The sequence below is a fragment of the Pseudomonas sp. UBA4617 genome (genome assembly GCF_002386445.1).
Taxonomy (GTDB): Bacteria; Pseudomonadota; Gammaproteobacteria; order Pseudomonadales; family Pseudomonadaceae; genus Aquipseudomonas.
The window spans coordinates 1-15138 of sequence record NZ_DGIR01000025.1 but is presented as its reverse complement, the minus strand read 5'-3'; the positions used below and the strand labels follow the sequence as shown (position 1 = coordinate 15138).

The 15138-nt window shown below is 63.7% G+C and carries 12 protein-coding genes; 6 read left to right on the top strand and 6 right to left on the bottom strand.

Features of this window, described 5'->3' with window-relative positions; translation table 11 throughout:
* Positions 1–90: 90 nt before the first annotated feature.
* On the bottom strand, positions 91–270 hold the full coding sequence (locus B4L76_RS10655; RefSeq protein ID WP_296232348.1) for a CsbD family protein: 180 nt from the start codon (positions 268–270) through the stop codon (positions 91–93).
* A gap of 198 nt (positions 271–468) precedes the next feature.
* On the opposite strand from B4L76_RS10655, the gene B4L76_RS10650 reads away from it, so the two are divergent.
* A complete protein-coding gene (locus tag B4L76_RS10650; protein WP_296232346.1) occupies positions 469–849 on the top strand; it encodes a hypothetical protein in 381 nt (126 codons plus the stop codon).
* Here the strand turns inward: B4L76_RS10650 and B4L76_RS10645 are convergent, their stop codons facing one another.
* Entirely contained in the window at positions 850–1686 is an 837-nt protein-coding gene (locus tag B4L76_RS10645) for a CvfB family protein (protein WP_296232344.1), read from the bottom strand.
* A gap of 131 nt (positions 1687–1817) precedes the next feature.
* On the opposite strand from B4L76_RS10645, the gene B4L76_RS10640 reads away from it, so the two are divergent.
* A complete protein-coding gene (locus tag B4L76_RS10640) occupies positions 1818–2678 on the top strand; it encodes a DUF6279 family lipoprotein (protein WP_296232342.1) in 861 nt (286 codons plus the stop codon).
* Between the two features lie 111 nt (positions 2679–2789).
* On the opposite strand, the gene aceK is transcribed toward B4L76_RS10640, so the two are convergent.
* Positions 2790–4505 carry a bifunctional isocitrate dehydrogenase kinase/phosphatase gene (gene aceK, locus B4L76_RS10635; protein ID WP_296232340.1) on the bottom strand — a complete coding sequence of 572 codons (1716 nt, stop codon included), beginning with the start codon at positions 4503–4505 and terminating at the stop codon, positions 2790–2792.
* A 130-nt stretch (positions 4506–4635) separates the two neighbouring features.
* On the opposite strand from aceK, the gene B4L76_RS10630 reads away from it, so the two are divergent.
* Both B4L76_RS10630 and B4L76_RS10625 read left to right on the top strand, forming a co-directional pair.
* Positions 4636–5511, top strand: a complete 876-nt coding sequence (locus B4L76_RS10630) for a DMT family transporter (RefSeq protein WP_296232337.1) — start codon at positions 4636–4638, stop codon at positions 5509–5511.
* Positions 5512–5524: 13 nt separating this feature from the next.
* Positions 5525–5983, top strand: a complete 459-nt coding sequence (locus tag B4L76_RS10625) for a DUF4265 domain-containing protein (RefSeq protein ID WP_296232335.1) — start codon at positions 5525–5527, stop codon at positions 5981–5983.
* Between the two features lie 3 nt (positions 5984–5986).
* Here the strand turns inward: B4L76_RS10625 and B4L76_RS10620 are convergent, their stop codons facing one another.
* The gene (locus B4L76_RS10620; protein WP_296232332.1) at positions 5987–6868 is read right to left on the bottom strand and encodes a DMT family transporter; all 882 of its coding nucleotides are present in this window, start codon (positions 6866–6868) and stop codon (positions 5987–5989) included.
* 116 nt (positions 6869–6984) lie between these two features.
* Positions 6985–7149, bottom strand: a complete 165-nt coding sequence (locus B4L76_RS10615) for a hypothetical protein (protein ID WP_296232331.1) — start codon at positions 7147–7149, stop codon at positions 6985–6987.
* Positions 7150–7323: 174 nt separating this feature from the next.
* On the opposite strand from B4L76_RS10615, the gene B4L76_RS10610 reads away from it, so the two are divergent.
* Positions 7324–8184, top strand: a complete 861-nt coding sequence (locus B4L76_RS10610) for a formylglycine-generating enzyme family protein (protein ID WP_296232330.1) — start codon at positions 7324–7326, stop codon at positions 8182–8184.
* A 126-nt stretch (positions 8185–8310) separates the two neighbouring features.
* Positions 8311–10770: a TonB-dependent siderophore receptor gene (locus B4L76_RS10605; RefSeq protein WP_296232329.1), complete on the top strand. Its 2460-nt coding sequence runs from the start codon at positions 8311–8313 to the stop codon at positions 10768–10770.
* A 188-nt stretch (positions 10771–10958) separates the two neighbouring features.
* Here the strand turns inward: B4L76_RS10605 and B4L76_RS10600 are convergent.
* Positions 10959–15138 (bottom strand): amino acid adenylation domain-containing protein (locus tag B4L76_RS10600; protein WP_296232327.1); only part of this gene is annotated, 4180 nt, incomplete at its 5' end.

Here is a 15138-nt window from a genome sequence, read left to right as displayed (position 1 = left end):
TGCTGCTCCGGGCAATACCGCAAGAATTTTCCTACTCTCAGTCACAGCCTCTTCGCGGGTGAGCGCGAAGAGGCCGCTTCGAATTTCACATCAAGGCTTTTTCACCGCATCCTTCACATTGCCCTTGATCTGTTGGCCCTCACCTTTCAGTTCCTGCGCCTCGCCCTCGGCCCGCAGCCTGTCATTGTTGGTGGCTTTGCCAACCCCCTGCTTGACGTTACCGATCGCTTCGTTGGCCAACCCCTTTGCTTTGTCTTTGGTTCCGCTCATGGCAAAAACTCCTGTAACTGGAGACACGTGGACCGTGTCGACAGTCGGTGGACCTTGGCCCTTCGCCAGGAGTTTCACCGGATCATCCACCTATGAGCCAAGCGGCATCATGGCAGGCTGGCGGACGGCAAACCTTGCCGCGCCCGGTGCCACCCCTCACAATGCAGGCCTTCATAGCGTCAACCCGCAGGAACCTGCATGAAACTCGATAAACCCGCCGCCATCGCCAGGCGCAACCAAGCACTGGCCCGGCCGGTGCTGACCAGCGCCAATACCCTGTTCGCCATTCTCGACCGCAAGCGCAACCTGTGGTGGTTCGAGGTGCCGGTGGCGCTGCTGCGCAAGGGCCAGCCCGACTGGGTCAACCTGCTGCTGCACACCCCGGAAAGCGACGAGCTGCAGCACCTGAAGGTGCCGACCAGCTTCTTGCGCGCCCACCAGGAGCAGATGGAAGTGCGCAACCCTGGCAAGCGCCGCTCGACCATCAGCCTGGCGCTCAGTGCCGACCGCGATTCGCTGCTGCGCGACACCCGCCCGGGTGGCGAGCAGCTGGACTTCCGTACCTTCGTGCAGGCCTGATCAGGCCTTCTCGATCCGATCGTCATGGATGACGATACGGCCCTGCTTGAACAGGCCGCCAATGGCCTTCTTGAAGTTGCCCTTGCTGACATTGAACAGCTTGCTGATCAGCGCCGGGTCGCTCTTGTCACATACCCCCAGCACCCCGCCTTCGGCCTCCAGGCGCGCCATGATCTGCTCCTGCAGGTTGTCGGCCAGGGCCGCGCCCACCGGTTGCAGGCTGAGGGCGATCTTGCCGTCGTGACGCACTTCCTTGATGAAACCCTTTTCGTGCATGCCCGCACGCAGGAACTTGAACACCTCGTTCTTGTGGATCAGGCCCCAGTGGCGGTTGTTGATGATCGCCTTGAAGCCCATCGGCGTTTCGCCGGCCACCAGCAGCTCGACCGGCTGGCCGACCTGGTAGTCCGCCGGGGTGCGGTCGAGGTAGCGGTCCAGGCGCGAGGTGGCGGTGATGCGGCGGGTGCGCTTGTCGAGGTAGACGTGAACCACGCAGTAATCGCCGACCTTCAACGGCCGCGCCTCTTCCGAATACGGCATCAGCAGGTCCTTGGACAGGCCCCAGTCGAGGAAGATGCCGGCCCCGTTGATGTCCTTGACCTTGAGGCTGGCGAATTCGCCGACCTGCACCTTGGGCTTTTCGGTGGTGGCGATCAGCTGGTCTTCGCTGTCCAGGTAGATGAACACGTTCAGCCAGTCATCGACTTCGGTTTCGGCGTTTTTCGGGATGTAGCGCGCGGGCAGCAGGATCTCGCCGTCGGCACCGCCATCCAGGTACAGGCCGAAGTCCACGTGTTTCACGATTTGCAAACTGTTGTAACGCCCAAGCAGAGCCATTTCCGATGATCCTCAAGACAAGGCGGCTATTCTACACCTGAAGCCAGCGTGCCGCCCGACCGCTGATGCAGTGGAACCGTCAGCCGGCCCCTTGCGTCTACCGTCTGGCAAGCCTCAGCAAGGAACAGCCCATGCCGCTACGCCTGTCCAGAGCCCTGCTCATCGCCATCGGTTTCGTCATGGCCGTGGCCGCCTGCAGCCGCATCGACCTGGCCTACCGCAACCTCGACCGCCTGGTGCCATGGTCGCTGGACGACTACCTGGACATGAACCGCGAGCAGAAGGCCATGCTCGACGAACGCCTGCGTGAACATCTGGCCTGGCATTGCCAGACCCAGTTGCCCGGCTACCTCGACTGGCTGGACCGGATACGCGACATGGTGGCCGACGACCAGGTGACTGACCAGGCCCTGCAGCAACGCACCCGCGAAGCGCGCGAGGCGATTGGCCGGGTGGCCGAGGAAATCACCCCGTCGGCCACTGAACTGCTGCGCGGCATGAGTGATGCCCAGGTGGCGGAAATGCGCGAAGCCTTCCGCGACGACATCGCCGAACGGCAGAAACAGTATGTCGATACGCCGCTGTCGAAACAGATTGCGCGCCGTGCCGAACGCATGGAAAAACGCCTCACGCCCTGGTTTGGCGAGCTGACCCCGGTGCAAAAGCAACGCGTGCAGGCCTGGTCCGAGGCGCTGGGCGACCAGAACCGCGCATGGATCGCCAACCGCGCGCACTGGCAGCAGCAATTGCTGCTGGCAATGAACCAGCGTAACGACGCCAGCTTCGAACCGCGCCTGGCAACCTTGCTGCAACGCAAGGAAAGCTTGTGGACGCCAGAGTATCGCGCAGCATTTCAGAATACCGAGCGGCAGGCCCGTAGCCTGCTGGTGGACCTGGTGCAACAGAGTACCCCGCAGCAGCGGCGGTTCCTGCTGGAGCGGCTGGGCCAGGTGCGCACGAAGTTCACTGAGTTGAAGTGCTTGAAGGGGTGACGGTGAAAAGCAGGCCCGGCCTCTTCGCGGGTAAACCCGCTCCCACAGGGACCTCACTGGTTTCGAATCCTGTGCCGTACCCGCGAAGAGGCCGGGCCTGATGAAGCACAGTCACCGCCCCTTGCGCCGATACGGAAACACATCGATCACCTTGCCGTCGCGTATCGCCGCCTGCAGCCCCTTCCAGTAATCCGCGTCGTACAGTTCCCCATGCAAGCGGCTGAACAACCGGCGCTGGCCGATATCGGCAAACAGAAACGGCGGAAACTCTTCGGGGAATACATCGTGCGGCCCGATCGAATACCACGGTTCGCCCGACATCTCGTCTTCCGGATAACGCGGCGGCGGAATCTGGCGGAAATTCACCTCGGTCAGAAAGCTGATTTCGTCATAGTCGTAGAACACCACCCGGCCATGCCGGGTAACACCGAAGTTCTTCAGCAGCATGTCGCCAGGGAAGATATTCGCCGCCGCCAGTTGCTTGATGGCCAGGCCGTAATCCTCCAGCGCCTCCAGCACCTGGGCCTCGCTGGCCTGCTCCAGGTACAGATTCAGCGGCGTCATGCGCCGCTCGGTCCAGCAGTGGCGAATCAGCACCGTGTCGCCTTCCAGCGCCACGGTCGAGGGGGCCACTTCCAGCAGCTCGGCCAGGCACTCCGGCTCGAACTTGCTGCGCGGGAAGCGAAAATCGGCGAACTCCTGGGTATCGGCCATACGCCCCACCCGGTCGACACTTTTCACCAACCGGTACTTGTCGATCACCGTGGCGCGATCGACCGTCTTCGATGGCGAAAAACGGTCCTTGATGATCTTGAACACGGTGTTGAAGCCCGGCAGGGTGAACACGCTCATGACCATGCCCCGTACCCCGGGGGCCATGACGAAACGGTCGTCGCTGCTGGCCAGGTGGTTGATCAGCGCCCGGTAGAACTCCGACTTGCCGTGCTTGTAGAACCCGATCGAGGTGTACAGCTCGGCAGTGTGCTTGCCCGGCAGAATGCGCTTGAGGAAGTTGACGAACTCCGCCGGCACCGGCACATCGACCATGAAGTACGAGCGGGTGAAGGAAAAGATGATCGACACCTCGGCCTCATCGGTGATCAGCGCATCGGCCTCGATGCCGTGCCCTTCGCGGTGCAGCAGCGGAATCACCAGCGGCCACTGCTCGTCGCTGTTGTATAACCGGCCGACCAGGTATGCCCCCTTGTTGCGGTACAGCACTGGCACGAACAGCTCCAGGGCCAGGGCCGGGTCCTTGCATACCCAGTCCGGCAGGCAGTCGCGCAACTGCTCCTCCAGGCGCGCCAGGTCGCCCTCCAGGTCGCCATACGGCACATCGAACGGGTAAGCGGCAAATACCGCCCGCAGCAAGCCTTTCAAACCATCGTCAGGCCGATAGGTGCGGGTTTGCGCAGCACGTTCGCGACCGCGCATCGAGGGCCGGGTGGTGTGGATGAACATGCAGCCGTCGCTGATCAGGTCGTGGCTGAACAGGCTGCAGAACAGCGAGTTGTACCAGGTCTCGGCCAGCTCGTCGTCCAGGCGCGGGTCGATCAGGTGGATATAGGCGTCCTTCACCAGCGGCCATTGCGCCACGTCCAGCAGCACCTCCTGAGCAAACCCTTCTCGCAGCCAGCCATTGACCTCGGCGACCTTTTCTTCGTAGAGGTTGATGCGGGCAGCAGCGGCACGCTGGATTTCCTGCCACAGCGCCTGCTCGAAGCGCTTGCGGGCGCCAAGGGTGATGCGTCGGAAGTGGTCGCGGTAGTCGTCGAAACCGGCGAGGATCATCCGGGCGATTGCGACGGCGGGCCAGGGTTGGGGCATGTCGGAGGCCTCGATGCGGGATGAGATAGAGAGCTTAGTCGGCCAGCCAAGGTTTACACCGCAAGAAAGCACAAGAATCCCCCCGCCCCGTGGCGTACACTCGCGCCCTGCCCTGCCCCCGGAGACCGTCGTGAGCCCCATCGCCCTAGCCCGCCTGCTGACCCTTGCCGCCGTCTGGGGGGCGAGTTTCCTGTTCATGCGCATCATCGCCCCGGAGCTTGGCACGGTGCCGACCGCGTTTTTTCGCGTGTCCATCGCCTGCCTGGGTCTGGTCGCGCTGCTCGCCGCCGCCCGGGTGCGCTGGGATTTCCAGGGCAAGCTTGGCGCCTGCCTGGTGCTGGGCATGATCAACTCCGGCATTCCGGCCACCTTCTATTCCGTGGCCGCCCAGGTGTTACCGGCCGGCTATTCGGCCATCTTCAACGCCACCACGCCGCTGATGGGCGTGCTGGTCGGCACGCTGTTCTTCCGCGAGCCGATGACCCTGGCCAAGCTGTGCGGCATCTTCCTCGGCCTGTTCGGCGTCGGCATCCTCAGCGGCGCAGGCCCGGTGGCCCTCGACCTGGCCTTGCTGCAGGGCGCCCTGGCATGCCTGGCAGCCACCACCTGCTACGGCTTTGCCGGTTTTCTCGCTCGCCGCTGGGTCAACGGCCTGGACAGCCGCCTGTCGGCCCTGGGCAGCATGCTCGGCGCCACCCTGATGCTCAGCCCGCTGTTCGCCTGGAGCGCACTCAGCCAGCCCCCGGCCAGCTGGGGCGGCTGGCAGGTGTGGCTGTCGCTGCTGGGCCTGGGCTTGCTGTGTACGGCATTCGCCTACATCCTGTACTTCCGCCTGCTGGAAGAAATCGGTCCGGTCAAGGCCAGCACCGTGACCTTCCTGATTCCCGTGTTCGGCGTCTTGTGGGGGGCGTGGCTGCTGGACGAACCGCTGTCGATGGCGCACCTGTACGGCGGCCTGCTGATCGGTGCAGCGTTGTGGCTGGTACTGCGCCCGACGCGCAGGTGAAGCGGAGCAGACCGTGAACAGCGCATACAAGAAGGTCCTGTTCCGCCTGGAACAGGACGCCAACGGCTACCCACCGGCCTCGGTCGAGGGGCTATGGGCCAAGGCCGTGGAAGGTGGCTATGCCGTCGACAACATTCCCTTCCACGTCTACGGCATTGCCCCGGGCGACGTGATCGCCACCCGTGAAGAAGCCGGCGAAACCTGGTTTGCCGAACTGCGCCACAGCGGCGGCAGTTCGGTGTTCCGGGTTATCGTCAGGCCCCCGGAAACCCTGGACCAGGTACGCGCGGCACTGCAAGACTTCGGCTGCAACTGCGAGACCGAGCAGGCGGTGAAGATGCTGGCGCTCGAGGTCCCACCACAGCGTTCGCTCGATACCCTGCTCTACTACCTGCTCACCCAGCGCGACGCCGGCCTGCTGGACTTCGAGGAGGGCGTGCTGCGCCACGCCATCGCCGAAGAATTCCGCTAGGGCCTAGGCCTCGGCCAGGCGCGCGGCAGGCTTGCGAAACACGAACAGCAGGCCCACCACGATCAGCCCCATGCCCAGCAAGCCAAGCGGTGCCAGGCGGTTGCCGAAGATCAGCAGGTCCATCACCGCGGTCACGGCCGGCACCAGGTAGAACAGGCTGGTGACATTGACCAGGTTGCCCTTGGCAATCAGCCGGTACAGCAACAAGGTCGCCAGCAGCGAGACCACCAGGCCCATCCACAGCAGCGCACCGACGAAACCGGCGCTCCACTGCACATGCAATGGCTGTAGCGGCGCGAACAGTGCGCACATGGCAAAGCCGGCCAGGTACTGCAGCGGCAGGGTGCCCATCGGGTTGTCGGTGATGCGCTTCTGCAGGATCGAGCCGAAGGTCATGCAGGCCAGCGCCAGCAGGGCGAATAGCATACCGGCCAGCGATACCCCACCCAGGTTGATGCCCTGGTAGACCACCATGACCAGGCCCGCCAGCCCCAACCCCAGGCCGAACAGACGGCTCCACGAGCGCTGGCGCTCCATCAGCACCACGGTCAGGATCGGTTGTACCCCCATCACCGTGGCCATGATGCCCGGGGTGACCTGGGTATCGAGCGCCAGCAGGTAGAAGATCTGGTAGGCGCCGAGCAGCACGCAGCCGGTGCCCAGGGCCCGCAGCACGGCACCGCGACTGCGCGGCCAGCGCAGCCGCAGCAGCGGCCCGATCAGCAGCACGCCGGCCAGGGCCAGCGCCGAGCGCAGCAGCAGGAAGGCGAACGGGCTGGCCTGCGCCAGGCCCAGCTTGGAAACGATCGCCCCGCTGCTCCACAGCAGGACGAACAGGCAGGTGGTGGCCGCCGAGGCCACCGAGGTTTTGCTAAAGACAGACATGGATTGCCACCTGATATAAGGCAAATAAGCCAGACGGACGACGAACGCTTCAGCGTGGGAAGTCGCCGACCGTGTTCAGTAGGTTGCGTGTGCGAAGGGCTGCGGCCAGAAGCCGATCAGCCCAGCACGACCACGCAGCGAGGCGGAGCTACGCCGCCCACGACGCCACTGACAGGTGGTGGTGGATAGAGACTGTTCATGACCGGCTGCTGGCTGCCACGCACGACCATGCCCGCGACTGGCGCGATGGCAAAGCAGGTGGTGGCAGGGCTGGCTGGCATGAGCGGGTCTTCGGGAAGAGGACAATGGGCTGGACTATAGCCCGGCGTCTCCTGGCTGGCAACTACCCCGCCGCCCACGATCCCGTTGCAGGAGCGACACTGGTTAATTTTTCACCGCCCCGGCTCGTCTGAATGCGAAACGCAGCCCGCATTCACCCGTTCCGAGGACCGCCGATGAACGTCTCCACCTGGCTCTGCCGGCCAGCCCAGATCACCTGCCTGCTGCTGGTCAGCGCCCATGCCCACGCCGCCACACCCGGCGACGTGTTCAAAGACTGCAAGGACTGCCCGGAAATGGTCGTGCTGCCCGCCGGCAGCTACCTGATGGGCGCCCCCGACGACGAAGTCGGTCGCCAGCCCGACGAGGGGCCGCTGCATACCGTGACCTTTGCCAAACCCTTCGCCATGAGCCGCTACCAGGTTACCGCCGGCGAACTGGACGCCTACATCAAGGCCACCGGCATCGCGATCAAGAGCGGCGACGACCGCCCCGGCCGCTGGTGCGAAGCCAGCAAACCCAGCTACCCGCAAGGCCCACGCCAACCGGCGGTATGCGTGGACTACGACGAAGTGCAGGGCTACGCCCGCTGGCTGGCGAAAACCACCGGCCAAGCGTACCGCATGGTCAGCGAAGCCGAACGTGAATACGCCGCCCGCGCCGGCTCTACCGGCCCGTTCCCGTTCCCCTTCGACGAACCGGGCAAGTACGAGATCAGCAAGCACGCCAATACCTATGGCCCCAAGGACGGTTACACCTATACCGCTCCGGTGGGCAGCTACCCGGCCAATGCCTTCGGCCTGTACGACATGCACGGCAATGTCTACGAATGGGTCGCCGACTGTTACCACGACAGCTACGAAGGCGCCCCCGCCGACGGCAGCGCCTGGGTTCAGGACCCCAAGTGCATCCGCGCGCACATGCGCGGCAACGACTGGGGCGAGCCGCCGATCTTCTCCCGCTCGGCCAACCGCAATGACCGCCTCAAGACCACCCGCGGCGACTTCCTCGGTTTTCGCGTAGCACGCGATTTGTGAAGTTGTGACGCGGTTGGCGCAGCAGCGCCTGAAAAGATCGCCAATAAGAATCGTTCCGGTTTTTGCCAGGTGCTGCGTCCTATTGCTGACATAGATAAAACCCCTCTGCCAACGAGACCGCAATAGATGTCCAAGACCTTGCCCGGCCCGCTCGACCCGCTTGCCAAAGCGTTACTGATCCGTCACTCGTTTCGTTCCCGGGGTGCGTTGACACGCGTCGGCCTGGGCCTGGCCATGTCCACCGCCATGGCCGCCCAGGTGCAGGCGCAGGAATGGACCTTGGACATTCCCGCGCAGTCGATGAACTCGGCATTGCAGACGCTGGCCAGACAGACCGATACCCAGTTGCTGTACAGCCCGGAGGACATCGGCGGTTTGCGTTCCAAGGCCCTCGATGGCCGACACGACCTCGCTTCGTCACTGGGCATCCTGCTGGGTGGCAGCGGGCTGCGTTACCAGATCGACGGCAACACCGTGACCGTCACCGCAGGCTCAAGCGCAAAGGACGGCCAGGTCGAACTTTCGGCGACCAACGTCAATAGTACGGGCCTGGGGGCCACTACCGAAGGTACAGGGTCGTACACCACCGGGGTGACCAACACCGCCACCAAGATGAACCTGTCGATCCGCGAAACGCCGCAGACCATCAGCGTGATCACCCGCCAGCGCATGGACGACCAACACCTGGCGACCATGACCGAAGTGCTCAACCAGACGCCAGGCATCACCATGTCCCAGGACGGCGGTGAGCGTTTCAACATCTACTCGCGTGGCAGTGCGATCAACACCTACCAGATCGATGGCGTGACCACCACCCAGGAAAACCAGACCCGCAACATGCCCAGCACCTTGCTGGACATGGCGCTCTACGATCATGTCGAGATCATCCGTGGTGCCACCGGCCTGATGACCGGGGCGGGTGACCCGAGCGGCGTGGTGAACCTGATCCGCAAGCGGCCAACCCGCGAGTTCAAGTCGCACATCCAGGCCGGGCTAGGCTCGTGGGACTACTACCGCGCCGAAGCGGACGTTTCCGGGCCGCTGACGGAAAACGGCAACGTTCGCGGCCGCTTCGTTGCAGCCAAGCAAGACAACGACACCTTCATGGACTGGTACAGCCAGAAACGCGACCTGGTCTATGGGGTGGTCGAAGCAGACCTGACCGACACCACCGTCGGCCGTTTCAGCATCGACCATCAGAAGTACCGGGCCGATGGTGCCCCGGGCGTCCCGGTGCTGTTCAGCAATGGCCAACCCACCGATTTCTCCCGCTCGAAAAGCGCCGGCGCACGCTGGATGTACGACGAAATCGAAACCACCAACTACACCTTCGGCCTGGAACAGGCACTGGCCAATGACTGGCAGTTCAAGATCGCCGCCAACTACATGGACGTCGACCGCGATACCGATTCCGCCTACCTGCGTACCACGACCAACGTGGCCTATATCAACCAGGCCACCGGTGCGATACCGATCATCCCGGCCAAGGCCAAGGCGACCCAGACGCAGAAAGGCGTCGATGTGACGCTCCAGGGCCCGTTTGAACTGCTCGGGCAAAGCCATGAGCTGATCGTCGGCTACAACTTCCAGGAGTACGAGAACCAGCACGACGAAGCCGATGCGCCGTCTACCACCATCGATTATTACAACTGGGACAACCAGATGGCCCGGCCAGCGGACGACAGCTACGTCCCGTTCCTGGATTACAACGTCGCTATCCGTCAGAGCGGTTACTACCTGGCCGGTCGCTTCAACGTCACTGACGAGCTGCACTTCATCCTAGGCGCCCGGGTGTCGAAATACAGCTACGACTATAACCTCAGCATCCTGCCCGCCCGCGCCCCGACCACCAAGATGCGCGAGAACGGCGTGGTCACGCCCTATGCCGGGATCGTCTACGACCTGACCCCGGAGCAGTCGGTCTACGTCAGCTATACCGACATCTTCAAACCGCAGTCTGCCCAGGATGTGTCCGGCAAGACCTTGGAACCTGTGGTGGGCAAGAACTACGAGCTGGGTTGGAAAGGTGAATTCTATGATGGCCGCTTGAATGCCAACGCGGCACTCTATCTGATCCAGCGCGACAACCTTGCCGAAGAAGATGGCGATAATCTGACACCTGGTCGGACCCAGGCTTACCGCGCTGTCGACGGTGCGGAAACCAAAGGTATCGACCTGGAACTGTCCGGTGAGATATTGCCCGGCTGGAACCTGCAGACCGGCTATAGCCACTCGCGTACCGAGGACGCCGATGGCAACCGCCTGACCACGCAATTGCCCATGGACACCTTCCGCCTCTGGACCACCTACCGTCTTCAGGGTGACTGGAACAAGCTGACCATTGGCGGCGGTGCCAGCTGGAACTCCAGTTCGTCGCTCACCTACGCCCGCCTGGGTGCACGGGTCACGCAGGACGACTATACCGTCGCCAGCCTGATGGCGCGCTACCAGATCAACGACAACCTGTCGGCCACCGTCAACGTCAACAACCTGTTCGATGAGAAATACTACGCAGGCATGGCTGGCAGCTACGCCCACTACGGCGCCCCGCGCAACACCATGCTGAACCTGCGCTACGACTTCTGACCTGACAACAATCCCGCCACACTTGCCGCAAGCCGGCTGACACAACGGCGCCTCCCACACGGGAGCGCCGTTTTTCATTGCCTGCCCATTCCCGCACGAGCCGCTGTCATGAAAAAGCCCGTTGCCACCCCAAGGGGTAGGCAACGGGCCCTTATGCAGGCAGCCGCCCCGCAACGGGGCGGCCAGTTTCAGCCGCCGACCAGGTCCCGCCGTTGCAGCAAAGCGGTTAGACCGTCGAGTACTTCGGGATGCCTGAGAATGTCGTAATGCCCGGCATCTACAGCGACATGCCGGGCAGGCCCGGCAAGCCGCTCGGCGAAGTTGCCGGTACCCGCCCACCAGCACACAGCCTCTGCAACAGTAACCGGCAACGCGGCCATCTGCTGCGACAGTGCCTTGAGCTTCATCGCGACGACAAAAGTGTGTGCCAGCTCCGCGCTGCCGATCTCGGCATAAGCTGACTGCCCGGCCTGGGTCGTGCGCACCGCGTCGATGATCTGCGCCAACCCGTCGCTGTCGCAATCGGCGGCTATCGCAGGCACAACCAGCCGCTGTCTGTCGGCGCCAAGCATCACCCCCAGGAAGCCGTGCAGATCGTCACGCCAATCAGCGTCAGGTGCCACCTGGCCCGGCTGAGGGATAAAGCTGTCCACCAGGCTCAGCATCGAAACCTGCTGCCCTTGGCTTTCCAGTTCATGGGCCACCAGCACCGCAAGCGCGCCACCAAGCGACCACCCGAGCAATTGGTAAGGCCCCTGCGGCTGTTTCTGGCGGATGTACTGGGCATAGTCGATCGCCATTGCCTGAAGGGAATCATCCTCCCAGGCATGATCCAGCAGCATGCGACACTGAATGCCGTAGACCGCACGGCGGCCGTCCAGGCGGCGCGCCAAGGGTTCGTAGTCGAACACCGTACCGAAGCCGGCGTGCAGGCAGAACAACGGCGTCGCCCCATCCACACGGTTATTGAGCAGCAGCAGCGGATCCAGGCTGGCCTCGTTGTCGGCGTAACCAGACAACTCGGCGATGGTCGGCCTGGCCATGACATCGCGCAGTTTCAGTTCGATGGGCAACGCCGCGCAGGCGCGGACCTGGGACAGCATCTTGAGCACCCGCAGCGAATCGCCGCCCAGCTCGAAGAAGTTGTCTTCGACCCCCACGCTGGGCACGTCCAGCACTTGCTGCCAGATGTCCGCCAACGCCCGCTCGATCGCATTGCGCGGTGCAACCTGCACCCGCTGGCCAACGAATTCAGGCGCAGGCAGCGCCTTGCGGTCGACCTTGCCGTTTGGCGTGAGCGGCAATGCCGGCATCAGCACCAGTTGCGCAGGCACCATGTAATCCGGCAATTCGGCAGCCAGGGCCTCACGCAATGCCTGGGCGCAGCCGTGCTTGTCGCGGGTAACCACGTAGCCGATCAGCTGTTTGCCTGTGGCTGTTTCGCGTGCGACCACCACGGCATCCCGCACCTCGCTCAGGTCACGCAGGCGCGCTTCGATTTCGCCCGGCTCGATGCGGAAACCGCGCACCTTCAACTGGTTGTCCATGCGCCCGATGAAGTCGATCACGCCATCGCTACGGCGCCGCACCCGGTCACCGGTGCGATACAGGCGCAAGCCGTGGCCAGAGGGGTCGGCGACGAAACGCTCGGCAGTCAGGGATGGCCGCCGGTGATACCCGCGCGCCACCCCTTCGCCGCCGATGTACAGTTCGCCCGCGACACCGTCAGGCAACGGATTGAGATGCTGGTCGAGTACGTACAGCGTGCGCTCACCGACACGCGTGCCGATCGGTGCGAACACCGCCTCGCATGTCTGCTCGCGGGAGACCTTCCACAATAGCGGCGTGACCACTGTCTCGGTCGGGCCATAGCCGTTGGTCAGCCACTGCGGCCGCAAGCTGCGCTTGACCTGCTCGAACAGGGCATTGGGTACCGCGTCCCCGCCAAAGCAGTACACCCGCACCGGGGGCGAGGCCCGGTCCTGGCCTTCGGCGAATTCTGCCAGCTGCTGAAGGTAGGCCGGTGGGAAGCAGGCAATGTCGATGCGCTGCTCGTGCAACACCTGCCAGGTTTCTTCTGCCGTCCACAGACGGTTTTCACGCACCACCAGACAACCACCGGATGACAAGGTCGACAGCCAGCGTTCCTGGGCACCATCGAAGGCGAATGACATGAACAACAGTTCGCGGGTGGTTCGATCCATGTCATAGAGCGAGGCAATTGCCTGGCAGTGCATGCGAATCTGCTCGTGGCTGACCGCTACCCCTTTGGGCTGGCCCGTAGAGCCAGAGGTATAGATGAGGTAGGCCAGGTTGTCCCGCTGCAGGTTCACTTGCGGCGGCGTCAGCGGCAACCCGTCGGGTACCTGTGTGTCCAGCTCGACACAGCACTGCACCTGGGCGAAACGCGGCCTGAGCTCGCGGGTTGTGATCAACACGTGCATGCCTGCGTCATCGACGATCCATTGCAGGCGCTCCTGGGGGTAATCGATGTCCAGCGGGACATAGGCCGCACCGGTCTTCATCACGGCAAGGAACGCCACGATGACATCGACCGAACGCTCCAGGGCGATGCCGACGGTGGCCTCTGGCCGCGCGCCCATGGCGATGAGCCGATGCGCCAGGCGATTGGCCTGTTGTTCCAGCTCGCGATAAGTCAATTGCTGCCCTGCGCAGACCACCGCGACGGCATCGGGGCAATCCATGGCATGCTGGGCAATCTGCTCGGCCAGCAGCGGCTGCCGCTGCGGGCTACCGGCCAGGCGGTTACGCGTGGCTGCCTGTTGCAACTGCGCCGGGGTCAACATGTCCAGGCTACCGAGCGTAGCCTGCGGGTCATCCAGCAGCGCATTCAACAAACGCTCGAAGCTGCCACGCAATGCCTCGGTGGCAGCCTCGCTGAAGCAGCTGCGCAGGTACATGAACTCCACCACCAGGGTGTTGCCCAGCTCCACGCACAAGTCCATGGCGTAGTTGGTAACGCCCCGTGCACTGACATCACCGAACTGCAGGGAATCGCTACTGTTTTCCGCCAGGCGCTCATCGACCGGGAAATTCTCGAACACGACGATACTGTCGAACAACGCCTGGCCCGGGCGCCCGGCCCAGCGCTGGACATTGGCAAGGGCTGCATGCTCATGGTCGCGCATCTCGACGTTGTACGCCTGCAGCTGCTGCAACCACGTCTCGACCCGTTGCCACGGCTCGGGCCTCTGCACCACCGGCAAGGTATTGATGAACAACCCCAGCATTTCATCGGCGCCCGCAAGGCTCGGTGGACGCCCTGCCACCGTCGCGCCGAAGCACACCGTGGATTGCCCGGTGTAGCGTTGCAACACCAGCAACCAGGCCGCCTGGATCAGGGTGTTCGGGGTCACCCGCAGCCTTTGCGCCTGCTCACGCAGGCGTCGGGTTCTGGGCCTGTCCCAGCGCAGGTACAGCGCGGCATGGCCGTCCAGCTCAGGCGCCGGGCGAGGCATTACGGTGCCAGCCAGCAAGGTCGGGGTTTCCAGGCCGCCGAGGGTTGCCTTCCAGAACCGTTCGAGTTTTTCCTGGGGTTGCGCGCCAAGCCAGCGGATGTAGTTGCCGAAATGCACCACCGGGCGGTCCGGCGTCTGCCCGTGATAGGTCTGCAGCACCTCGCCCAGCAGGCGCGAATCGCTCCAGCCGTCCATCAGGATGTGATGCCGCGTCCAGATCAGCTGCACGTCCCCATCTTCCAGGCGCACCAGTGTCAGGCGCATGAGCGGCGCACTCGTCAACTGGAAGCCTCGGGCAGCTTCTTCTGCCGCCAATGCCTTGAGCGCCTCCGGCGCGCAGTCTCGCTGCCGCCAATCGAGCACCTGCAACGGCAGGGCGACTTCGCGCAGTACCAGTTGCATCGGCTCGTGCAGTTGCGGGTCGGACCAGAATGCCGTGCGCAGAATGTCATGCCGGGCAATCACCTGCCGCCAGGCATCGGCGAAGCGGTCAATGTCCAGCCCTGCCACCGAGACCGCGGTCTGGTTGATGTAAAGGCCGGCTTCTGGCCCTTGCAGGGTATGGAACAGCATGCCCTGCTGCATTGGCGAAAGCGGATAGAGGTCAGCGATCTGCTCCACCGGGACTGGCAGTAGCTGCCGTTGTGCCTGGGTCAGCGCCGCCAACGCATCCGCTGCCGACGCTGCAGGCGGCTCGCCATCCTGCGCGCTACGGTGTTGCCGCGCGACCAAGGCCAGGCGCTGTACGGTCTGATGCTCGAACAGCTCCCTGGGGGTAAACTCCAGCCCGGCCTTGCGCGCTCGGCTGACCAGTTGCAAGGATACGATCGAATCACCACCCAGCTCGAAGAAGTTGTCGGTCAGGCCGACCCTCTCCAACTTCAGCACC